This is a genomic window from Burkholderia sp. Ac-20384 (assembly GCF_017104605.1).
Taxonomy (GTDB): Bacteria; Pseudomonadota; Gammaproteobacteria; order Burkholderiales; family Burkholderiaceae; genus Burkholderia; species Burkholderia lata.
Genome location: NZ_JAAGPE010000302.1, coordinates 1 through 10423, shown reverse-complemented (window position 1 = coordinate 10423; position 10423 = coordinate 1). Strand labels below are relative to the sequence as shown.

Below are 10423 nucleotides of genomic sequence, written 5' to 3'. Positions count from 1 at the left end.
CGCTCGACGCGATCATGGAGCGCGTGCTCGGCGCACGCGAGCGCAGCCTGCTGTCGGCCATCCCCGCGTTGCTCGGCACGCGTTTCGGGCGGCTGCGCGACGCGGAGCGGCAGGCGCTGGCCGATGCCGAATCCGCAGCCGCAGCCGCAGCAACGGCCGACCCGGCCGATGACGGCGCGGTAGTGGCCGATGGCACGGCCGTCGCGGCGATCGTGCCCGGCGCATGGCTCGATACGTTTCGCGACGAGATGCAAAGCATCCTGCTTGCCGAACTCGAAGTCCGGTTTCAAACGGTAGACGGGCTGCTCGCGGCCCTTCGCACCAGCTAATCAACACGCTATGTCCAGAATTCGCCTTGATCTCGTTGTCTTCGTCGCCGGTCTGCTCGCTGTGGGCTGGATCGGCGTCGGCTATGTCGCGTCGAACCCGCTGGCGTCGGCCGTCACGCTGCTGATCGCCGCGTGCTACGTCGCCGGCGCATGGGAGCTGCTGCGCTACCGGCAGGCCACCGCCACGCTGTCGCGCGCGGTCGCCGGCCTGACCGAGCCGCCCGCGAAACTCGATACGTGGCTCGACACGCTGCATCCGGGCCTGCGCGGCGCCGTGCGCGCACGGGTCGAAGGCGCGCGCGTCGCGCTGCCGGGCCCGTCGCTCACGCCTTACCTCGTCGGCCTGCTCGTGCTGCTCGGCATGCTCGGCACGCTGCTCGGGATGGTCGTCACGCTGAAGGGCACCGGCGCCGCGCTCGAAAGTGCAACCGATCTCGACGCGATCCGCGCGTCGCTGATCGCGCCGGTGAAGGGCCTCGGCTTCGCGTTCGGCACGTCGATCGCCGGCGTCGCGACGTCCGCGATGCTCGGCCTGCTGTCCGCGCTTGTGCGCCGCGAGCGGATCGACGCGGCCCAGCAGCTCGACGCGAAGATCGCAACGACGTTGCGCGTGCATTCGTCCGCGCACCAGCGCGACGAATCGTTCCGGCTGCTGCAGCGCCAGGCCGACGTGATGCCGGCACTGGTCGATCGTCTGCAGACGATGATGACGACGCTCGAGGCGCGCAGCGTCGCGCTGCACGATCGCCAGATCGAAAGCCAGCAGGCGTTTTTCGACCGGACCGAGCGCGCGTATGCGGGCCTCGCGTCGAATGTCGGTGACGCGCTGAAGGAAAGCGCCGCCGAAAGCGCGCGCGTGGCCGGCGCCGCGCTGCAGCCGGTCGTCGCCGCGACGATGACGGGGCTCGCGCAGGAGATGGCCGCGCTGCGCGATACCGTGACGGGCGCCGTGCAGCGTCAGCTCGACGGGCTGACGGACGGTTTCGAGAAGACCACCGGCAACGTGACGGCCGTCTGGAACCGCGCGCTCGACGAACAGCGCCGCGCGGGCGACGCCGTCGCGCAGCAGCTGCAGACGACGCTCGGCCAGTTCACCGACACGTTCTCGCAGCGTTCGACGGACCTGCTCGACGGCGTGGCGACGCGCCTCGAATCGACCGAAAGCCGCCTGTCGGACGCATGGCGCGATGCGCTGTCGCGCCAGGAGCAGGTCGGCGAGACGCTGGCCGGCCAGCATGCGCGCGCGCTGGGCGACGCCGCCGCGACGTTCGAACGCCATTCCGGCGCGACGCTCGCCGCGATGCGCGAGTCGCATGCGGGGTTGCAGTCCGACCTGGCGGCGCGCGACGAACAGCGCGTCGCTGCGTGGAACGATTCGCTGGCCGCGATGGCCGCGAAGCTCGGCGACGAATGGCAACGCGCAGGTGTTCACAGTGCCGGCCGTCAGCAGGAAATCTGCGACGCACTGGCGCAAACGACGCGCGATCTCACCGCACAGGCATCGACGTTCGAACAACGTTCGAACGATCTGTTGTCGACGATCCGCGATTCGCACACGGGCCTGCAGACGCAGCTTGCCGCACGCGATGAAGAACGCCTGTCGACATGGAACGATTCGCTGGCCGCGATGGCCGCGAAGCTCGGCGACGAATGGCAGCGCGCAGGCGTGCACAGCGCGGGCCGCCAGCAGGAAATCTGCGACGCACTCGCCCAAACGACGCGCGATCTGACTACACAGGCATCGACGTTCGAACAACGCTCGAACGAGTTGCTGTCGACGATTCGCGATTCGCACACGGGCCTGCAGACGCAGCTTGCCGCACGCGATGAAGAACGCCTGTCGGCATGGAACGACTCGCTGGCCGCGATGGCCACGAAGCTCGGTGACGAATGGCAGCGCGCAGGCGTGCACAGCGCAGGCCGTCAGCAGGAAATCTGCGACGCACTCGCACAAACCACGCGCGATCTGACTACGCAGGCATCGACCTTCGAACAACGCTCGAACGAGCTGCTGTCGACGATTCGCGATTCGCATACCGGCCTGCAGACGCAACTGGCCGCACGCGATGAAGAGCGCCTGTCGACATGGAACGACTCGCTGGCCGCGATGGCCACGAAGCTCGGTGACGAATGGCAGCGCGCAGGCGTGCACAGCGCGGGCCGTCAGCAGGAAATCTGCGACGCACTCGCCCAAACGACGCGCGATCTGACCACGCAGGCGTCGACGTTCGAACAACGCTCGAACGAGCTGCTGTCGACGATCCGCGATTCGCACGCCGGCCTGCAGACGCAACTGGCCGCGCGCGACGAACAGCGCCTGTCCGCATGGAACGACTCGCTCGCCGCGATGGCCGCCGCGCTGCGCGACGAATGGGCGCAAACGAGCGCGCAGGCCGCGACGCGTCAGCAGGACATCTGCGACACGCTGGCCCGCACCGCGAACGACATCACCGCGCAGGCGCAGGTGCATGCGAGCGACACGATCAACGAGATCGCGCGCCTCGTGCAGGCTGCATCGGAGGCGCCGAAGGCTGCGGCCGACGTCGTCGCCGAGCTGCGCCAGCGCCTGTCCGACAGCCTGGTGCACGACACCGCGATGCTCGAGGAACGCAGCCGCCTGCTCGCGACGCTCGAAACGCTGCTCGGCGCGGTCAACCACGCGTCGACCGAACAGCGCACGGCGATCGACGCGCTCGTCAGCACGTCGGCCGACCTGCTCGACCGCGTCGGCGCGCGCTTCAACGACACCGTCGATGCCGAAACGCGCAAGCTCGACTCGGTGGCCGCGCAAGTCACGGCGGGCGCCGTCGAGGTCGCGAGCCTCGGCGACGCGTTCGGGATGGCCGTGCAGGTATTCGGCGAGTCGAACGACAAGCTGCTGACCCATCTGCAACGCATCGAGGCCGCGCTCGAGAAGTCGCTCGCGCGCAGCGACGAGCAGCTCGAGTACTACGTCGCGCAGGCGCGCGAGGTGATCGACCTGAGCATGATGTCGCAGAAGCAGATCGTCGAAGACCTGCAGCAGCTCGCCGGCCGGCGGGCGAGCGTCGGAGCGTAACGCATGCACGACGAAATCGACGGCGGCGCGTCCTCCGCACCGGTATGGCCCGCGTTCGCCGACCTGATGTCGGTGCTGCTCGGCGCGTTCGTGCTGATCCTCGTTGGCGTGATCGGGATGCAGCTTCAGCTCACGTCGAAGCTCGAGGAAGCCGTGCGCGCGCGCCAGCAGGAAGCGCAGCAGCGCAAGTCGCTCGAGCAGGCGCTCGCCGGGCCGCTCGCGGCCGGCCGCGTGACGCTCGTGAACGGCCGCATCGGCATCAGCGGCAACGTGCTGTTCGCGCTGAATTCCGACCAGTTGCAGCCCGCGGGCCGCGACCTGCTGAAGACGCTGGCCGCGCCGCTGGGCGCCTACCTGAAGACGCGCGACGAGATCCTGATGATCAGCGGCTTCGCCGACGACCAGCAGGTGCATGCGGGCAACCGCCAGTTCACGGACAACTGGGAACTGTCGGCCAAGCGTGCGTTGACGGTCACGCGCGCGCTGATCGACGCCGGCGTGCCGGCGTCGTCGGTGTTCGCGGCCGCGTTCGGCTCCGAGCAACCGGTCAGCTCGAATGCGGACGATGAAGGCCGCGCGAAGAACCGGCGCGTGGAGATCGCGCCGGTGCCGCGCAAGTCGGCGTCGAACGGAGGGAAGGCGCAGTGACCGGCGACGCGACGCACGTTCGCACGACGCTCGACGCATGGCGCGAGCAAGGTGCCGACCGGCTCGATCCGGTGCGCTTTCACCGGATCGACGCGCTTGAACGGCGGGCGGCCGCGCTCGAAGGCGATGCACGCGTGTTGCTCGACGCACGGCTGGCGACGTTGCTCGAAGGCTTCGCGGAGGTTGTCGCGCGCGCCGGTGAAACGGCCACCGCAAGCGGCGCGGTAGACGCGCCCGCGCGCGGCGCGCTGGCGGCACTCGTCGAGCGGCTCGCGCGTGATGCGCAGGCCGACCGGCGCGGGCTCGACCCCGAGCTGGTCGACTACTTCCGCACGATGTGGTCGAAAGTCCGCACGGAACAGCAGTACCGTCAGTCGCTCGACCAGGTGCCGCGCAACGCGGGGCCGCTCAATTCGAACAGTCTCGTGCACCGGTCGCTCGCGACGATGCGCGAGTTGTCGCCGGCTTATCTGCAGCAGTTCCTGTCGTATGTCGACGCGCTCGCGTGGCTCGAGGATCTCGCCGGCGGCGGTGCGCAGCCCGAAAAGGAAGCGCCGCGCGCGAAGGTGGCCAAACCGGCGAAGAAGGTGACGCGCGCGAAGGCGCGGTAACGAACGCGGGCTGCTACCGGCCTGGCCCTGTCTTCTGGATTGCCGCGCGCAGCGCGTGCAACGCATCGGCCAGCGCCGATGCGAACGGCGGAAGTGCGGCGATCCCCGCCGCGTCGAGCTGGCTCCCGAGGATCGGCAGCGCGATTGATGCGGGTTCGACGATGTTCGCCGACATCACCGACAGCGTTTCCCGCAGCGCCGCGTCCGCATGCGTCGCGCGCGGCGACGCATTCAGCACCGCGACCGGCTTGTACACGACGGCCTCGCATCCCACGATCCAGTCCAGCGCGTTCTTCATCACGCCCGTTACGCCGTGCGCGTATTCCGGGCTGGCGATCAGCAGGCCGTCGGCGGCATTCACTCGATCGATCAGGTCACGTACCGCAGCGGGCGACGGATATTCGGTGTCGGGATTGAACAGCGGGAATTCGCCGAGACGATCGAAGCGCACGATGCGCATGCCGCGCGGCGCGACGAGCGCGGCCGCATCGAGCAGCGCGGCGTTGTACGACTGCGCGCGGAGGCTGCCGCACAGCGCGACGATGTCGAGGTGTCGGTCGGCGTGGGTGCGGGGATCGGTGGTCATCGAGGTGCGTGTCGGTTGGCGCGTGGCGTAGCGGCGAGCGTCGCGCAGATCGCACGGATTATCGCACCGGTGTTCGAGCCGCGCTGCGCATGAACAGCTACCGCTACAATCGCTGGGATCGATCCCGCACGCGTGAGAGGGCGGATGCCTGGAAACGGAATGAAACAACAGGGGGCTGGCATGAACCAGTGTTCCGGAACGACTGTGGCAGCGCCGTGCGCTGCAATCAGGTGTGGGGGTACGGCCAGGCGTTGTGCCATTGCACGCCGGTTGAACAGCAAGCGACAGTGACGTCGATGCCGTTCCGCAAACGCATCGGCCATGCCGACCTGCCGCCGACGGTTGTGGCAGCGATTCCGGCAGAAAGCTATCTAACGGCGCGCGATCGTCCCGACACGGCGACGTTGGTCGTCTGGGTCATCGATCCGACGCTCAATCGCCAGCGCGAACGCGAGTATTCGCATGCGACCGGCGCGTTCCTGACACTCGCCGAGCGTCACGCGCTGTGTCCGCCGAACCGGACGTTCGCGATGCCGGACGGGCGAGTGACCGTCCACGTCGGCTATCGCTTCGATCCCGACACGGGCGTCTGCAGCGAGACCTATGCGGCGTACGACAATGCAACCTCAGCGTTGCTCGTGCAGAGCGAGCAAATGTGTTTCTCGCCCGCGACGCGCGATCCGGAAGACGTCGTGCGCGATGCGCTGCGCAAGGCCGAGTTCCCGCGTACGTATGCCGGCTGGATCGTGCCGGAGCGAATCGGCTACTGGGTCGGCGTGCTGTACCGGCAGCGCCGTCAGGCCGGAGAGTCGGGCGCACACGAGGATGCGGCGTTCACGGCCGCGCTGGTCGAGCAGATGAAGCGTGTCGATCCGAACATCGAATGGCTGCTTCCGTCGGTGCTCGCCGAGCTCGCCCGGATGGAGATGACGGACGCACACCTCTTGCGTGCGGCGTTCAGCGAACGAACGGGCATCGCGATCTAGCGCGGCGTTGCCCGGTGCATTAACGCTCACATGCCGGCGGCACCGGCCATCCCCGTCACGCGCGCGAATTCCCCGATTCCCCATCCATTGCCGAGCATCAGCCGCCGCGTATGCAGCGCACCGTGCACGTCATCGGCGACGGTTTCGCCGAGATAACGCAGCGCACGCCCGTCGATATCGACGAAGCCGTGCCGGTAATCCTGCGCGAGCGCCGTCCACAACTGCGCGGCGCCGACCGACTGGCGCGCGCCGCTGATCAGGCACAGGCCCGCGTCGAGCCCCCAGCGATACAGCGTCGTCGCGACGCCCTTGCGTTGCGCGGACCCGCGCAGCCGCGTATGCGGCGCGCGCAGGTAGCGGTCGGCGCGGCGCGGGATTTCAGGCAGGCGGTTGAACACCGTATAGCCGGCGAGCTGGCGCGCGGCCGGATCTTCGACATACAGGAAGTATTCGCCGTCCGCTTCTCGGTGGCGGACGATCAGGCCGGAGCGGCCGAGCGCGACGGCCGGCAGGCCGTGCAGGCGATGGCCCGGCTGGTGGAGACGCGTGTAGAGCGTGTCGAGTTCATCGTCGATGTCGTGCTGGGAATGCTGTACGTCGATACGCATGGCAAAGGTCGCCCGTCCCGGGCGGTCCGAGAAAGTGGTTCATCGCAAAAGGGGAAAGGAATGGGTGCGGCCCCCGGGCTCGGCGAAGCGAGCCGGGGCCGCGAATCAGCTGGGGATGTGCTGGAAACCGGCGGCGATCGCGGCGAGGCCCGCGATGCAGAGTGCGAACAGGATCAGGACTTTGTGGATCACGTCTCTCTCCTCATGAATGCGCGGCGCCGAAGGGCGGGATCGCGGAGACGGTGAGCGGCGGGCACGGCCCGCGCGGCCGTCGTGCGGGACGACGGTCGAAGGTCCGGGCGACAGCGCGCGGGTCGGGCGCTGTATCGCACGCGGACGGCCAGCACCATACGCGACGCGATTCCGGTGGGCAATCGGACAGGAGATGAAAAGCGACGAAAGGCGGAGAATCGCGTCGTTTCGCGACAATTGGCCGCATGAGGGCGTGCCGCCGCCTGAGCGGAAGGCGACGCGGGCCGGCCCGGCGGGTGCCGCCGGGCAGCGCGCACGCGGCTGGTGCCGTCCAGTCGAACCGACTACACTGCGCAGTCAACGCACACCGCAAGGATTCCTCCATGGGAGCCGGCCCGTCCACGGATCGCTAAGCCGCAACGACCTTCGTCAACCGGTCGTTGCGGCGATCTCCCGTTGTCCCTCGCTGACCAGGCAGATCGCCGCCAGATTCCCTTTTCTGAGCGGATGCCTTGTCATGCCTGAACAATCCACGCCCGTCTGGGCCTATTCGTTGTCGTCGGCGCTGCTGCTGATGGCGCCTTTCGATCTCCTCGCGTCGCTGGCGATGGACGTGTACCTGCCGGTGATCCCGGAGATGCCGTCCGCGTTGGGTACGTCACCGGCCATCGTCCAGTTGACGCTGAGCGTCTACATGGTCGTCCTCGGCCTGGGCCAGATGATCTTCGGCCCGTTGTCGGACCGTGTCGGCAGACGGCCGGTGGTGCTGGGCGGTGCACTGTGTTTTGCGGCGGCTTCCCTGGCGCTTGCGATCGCCACCGGCGGCGGCTTGTTCGTCGCGCTGCGCGTGCTGCAGGCACTGGGCGCGTCGGCCGCCCTCGTCGCCACGTTCGCGACCGTTCGCGATGTCTACGCCGATCGCCCCGAAGGCCGCATGATCTACAGCCAGTTCGGCGCGATGCTGGCGTTCGTGCCCGCGCTGGGCCCGCTGCTGGGTGCGGCCATCGCGACGGCCTGCGGATGGCGCGCGATCTTCGCGACGCTCGGCCTGCTGGGGCTGCTCGCGTGCGGCCGCGCGTGGCCACGCTGGCACGAAACGCGGCCGCGGACGGCGAACCGGCAGGGGCCGTCCGTCGCAACGATTCTCGGCAGCCGGCCTTTTCAGGTTCATACGCTCGCGTTTGCCGCCGCGATGGGGGCGTTCTTCGTGTTCTTCTCCACCGCGCCGCGCGTGCTGGTCGGCGGTGCCGGCTATTCCCGCGAGGCGTTCAGCGTGGCCTTTGCGACCGTCGCGATCGTGATGGTTGTCGTGTCTCGCTTCGCAGGGACGTGCGTGTCGAGGTGGGGCGAGGCGGGTTGCGTTGCGAGAGGGGCGCTCACGATGATGACGGGGGCGATCGTGCTGGCCATCTGTACGGTCCTGGCGAAGCCGTCGTTCGCGACGTTCGTGATGCCGATGTGGCTGGTTGCGGTCGGTATCGTGCTGATGTCGTCGGTGTCCGCGAACGGTGCGCTGCGCGATTTCGGCGCTGCCGCCGGCAAGGCGGTTGCGCTCTACTACGCGGTGCAGGGCATGATCGTCACCGGCGTGGGGACGCTCGCGACGCTGGTCTTCGACGGCGCGACCGCGTGGCCGCTGGCGGCCTGCTGCTTCGGCATGGGCCTCGCGGGCTTCGTCGCGATCAAGGCGCTGACGCGTGCGACCGGTCGCGTGTGTGATGGGCGCGACCGCGGCGCCTCGTTCGACTGAGCATGCAGCGCCGCGCGGCGGTTTCGGGCCGCGCGGCGTTTCCGTGAAGTGGCGCGGCCGCCGGCCCCGCCTTGCGCCACCGCGTCAGGCCGGCGCGCGCTGCCCGAATGCCTGCTTGATCCGCGCGAACAGCCCGTGTTGCGCGATCCACTCGGCATACGCGCGATAGTCGGGATCGCGCATTAGGTGGCGCTCTTCCGTCTTCGCCCGCGTGTAGTAGATCAGGTTGACCGCGACGAGCCCCGCGCAGTGCATGAGCCCGATCTGCCAGCCGAGCGGCTCGACGAACGGCACCGACACCATCCAGTACGACAGGTTCTTCGTGATGTACGCCGGATGCTTCGTGAAGCGGTACGGGCCCGACGTGATGATCCCGCGGTTGGTGAGGTTCGAGAAACGCAGCCCGAACGAGATCGTGCACAGCGCGTAGGTCAGCAGCAGCAGGATGATCACGGCACCCCAGATCACGCGCAGCGTCGGCGCCGACATCAGCCAGTTGTCCCAGAACATCGAGCCTTCGTAGCGGATGTAGTTGTTCGAGAACAGCGACCAGAACGGCTGGTAGCACATCAGCGCGGCCACCCAGCCGAGCGTCGTCGGCTCGACGGTGCGCACATGGCTGTCGAGGATGCGGAACGTGCACAGGTAGCCGACGGTGCCGAACATCAGGTCCATCGTGAACGACAGGTCGTACATGAACACGAAGGCCGCGATCGTCATCGGCGCGTGCATCGCGTTCGTGAGCGACGCGGTCAGGTGATCGGCGTCCTTCGACAGGTAGACGGTCATCAGCGGCAGGAAGAACGCCTTCACGCCCCAGCCGGCCAGCATCTCGCGCACCGGCTTCCAGCTCGCGGGCTGCTCGCGGCGGAACAGGTAGCGGCCCCACAGCAGGTACGCGTCGTCGGTCTCGCGCTGGTGGCGGTCCATCCACGCGAAATAGAACGGCGCGGCGACGATCACGTACGGCGCGAGCGAGCGCAGCAGCGACCAGAACGGCAGGTAGAACGCGCCGTGGTATTCGGGCAGCAGCCAGTAGATCACGCCGATGCCCGCATAGATCGACGTCAGCGCGCCGAGCCGCGTCGCGACGCGCGCGATGCCGAGCGGCCGGACGGCCTGCCGCGACAGGCCCGCGCTCGGGCGCAGGTAGACGCGCGAGATGAAGATTTCGTGCAGCGCGATCGTGCCGATGATCGCGAGGCTGGCGATGACCGCGCGCGTGGCTGCATCGAGCGTCGGGTGGTCGCGCGTGATCCACAGTGCGAAGAGCCCGGCGGCGATGCCGAGCAGGCCGGCGCGCAGCGGCGTGGCGGAACGGGGCGGGCGGTCCTGGACCGCGGCGATGCCGTCAAGCGTGGAATTCATGATCGGATCCTCGTACGGATGAGGGCCGGCGCCCCCGCTTGGCGGGTGACGCCGGCCGTCGGCCGGGCTTTGTATGGATGCGCGCCCGGCCATTGGCCTGTGGTTCTGATAGGTAAAGCGTTACTTCTTGTTGCCGCCGCCCAGCAGACCGCCCAGGAGGTTCGGCACCGGCAGCTTTGCGGCGGCGTCGGCGAGCTGGCCGTACGACGCGCGCCGGCCGCTCGGCGGATGCTGCACTTCGCCGTTCGCGGCGCGGCAGGATGCCGGATCGACATTCCATTGTTTCG

Annotated in this window: 9 protein-coding genes; 6 read left to right on the top strand and 3 right to left on the bottom strand. The window is 68.6% G+C overall.

All coding sequences use genetic code 11. The features are described from left to right. The 4 genes from G3O00_RS34765 to G3O00_RS34750 form a co-directional block, all read left to right on the top strand. Positions 1-329, top strand: a 329-nt coding sequence (locus G3O00_RS34765) for a DUF3348 family protein (protein WP_206145686.1), incomplete at its 5' end; no start/stop codon positions are given. 10 nt (positions 330-339) lie between these two features. Further along, the gene (locus G3O00_RS34760) at positions 340-3387 is read left to right on the top strand and encodes a DUF802 domain-containing protein (protein ID WP_206145685.1); all 3048 of its coding nucleotides are present in this window, start codon (positions 340-342) and stop codon (positions 3385-3387) included. 3 nt (positions 3388-3390) lie between these two features. Then, entirely contained in the window at positions 3391-4035 is a 645-nt protein-coding gene (locus G3O00_RS34755; RefSeq protein WP_011356049.1) for an OmpA family protein, read from the top strand. Further along, positions 4032-4646 (top strand): DUF2894 domain-containing protein, encoded by a 615-nt coding sequence (locus tag G3O00_RS34750; protein ID WP_206145684.1) that lies wholly within the window; start codon positions 4032-4034, stop codon positions 4644-4646. Before G3O00_RS34755 ends, G3O00_RS34750 begins: the two co-directional genes overlap by 4 nt. Before the next feature lie 13 nt (positions 4647-4659). Here G3O00_RS34750 and G3O00_RS34745 read toward each other — a convergent pair whose 3' ends face one another. Further along, positions 4660-5232, bottom strand: a complete 573-nt coding sequence (locus G3O00_RS34745) for an NADPH-dependent FMN reductase (RefSeq protein WP_206145683.1) — start codon at positions 5230-5232, stop codon at positions 4660-4662. 296 nt (positions 5233-5528) lie between these two features. Between G3O00_RS34745 and G3O00_RS34740 the strand changes: the two genes are divergently transcribed. Beyond that, positions 5529-6218, top strand: coding sequence for a hypothetical protein (locus G3O00_RS34740; RefSeq protein WP_041493641.1), 690 nt, complete (start codon positions 5529-5531; stop codon positions 6216-6218). Between the two features lie 26 nt (positions 6219-6244). Here the strand turns inward: G3O00_RS34740 and G3O00_RS34735 are convergent, their stop codons facing one another. Beyond that, positions 6245-6826 (bottom strand): histone acetyltransferase, encoded by a 582-nt coding sequence (locus tag G3O00_RS34735; protein WP_206145682.1) that lies wholly within the window; start codon positions 6824-6826, stop codon positions 6245-6247. A gap of 709 nt (positions 6827-7535) precedes the next feature. Between G3O00_RS34735 and cml the strand changes: the two genes are divergently transcribed. Then, positions 7536-8768 carry a CmlA/FloR family chloramphenicol efflux MFS transporter gene (cml, locus tag G3O00_RS34730; RefSeq protein ID WP_206145681.1) on the top strand — a complete coding sequence of 411 codons (1233 nt, stop codon included), beginning with the start codon at positions 7536-7538 and terminating at the stop codon, positions 8766-8768. A gap of 84 nt (positions 8769-8852) precedes the next feature. On the opposite strand, the gene G3O00_RS34725 is transcribed toward cml, so the two are convergent. Then, a complete protein-coding gene (locus G3O00_RS34725) occupies positions 8853-10136 on the bottom strand; it encodes an isoprenylcysteine carboxylmethyltransferase family protein (RefSeq protein WP_174931760.1) in 1284 nt (427 codons plus the stop codon). Positions 10137-10423 lie beyond the last annotated feature (287 nt).

Coding starts and splice junctions, on each gene's coding strand:
- G3O00_RS34740 (WP_041493641.1), top strand. CDS start 5,529: ATGCCGTTCCGCAAACGCATCGGCCATGCCGACCTGCCGCCGACGGTT.
- G3O00_RS34745 (WP_206145683.1), bottom strand. CDS start 5,232: ATGACCACCGATCCCCGCACCCACGCCGACCGACACCTCGACATCGTC.
- G3O00_RS34735 (WP_206145682.1), bottom strand. CDS start 6,826: ATGCGTATCGACGTACAGCATTCCCAGCACGACATCGACGATGAACTC.
- cml (WP_206145681.1), top strand. CDS start 7,536: ATGCCTGAACAATCCACGCCCGTCTGGGCCTATTCGTTGTCGTCGGCG.
- G3O00_RS34760 (WP_206145685.1), top strand. CDS start 340: ATGTCCAGAATTCGCCTTGATCTCGTTGTCTTCGTCGCCGGTCTGCTC.
- G3O00_RS34755 (WP_011356049.1), top strand. CDS start 3,391: ATGCACGACGAAATCGACGGCGGCGCGTCCTCCGCACCGGTATGGCCC.
- G3O00_RS34725 (WP_174931760.1), bottom strand. CDS start 10,136: ATGAATTCCACGCTTGACGGCATCGCCGCGGTCCAGGACCGCCCGCCC.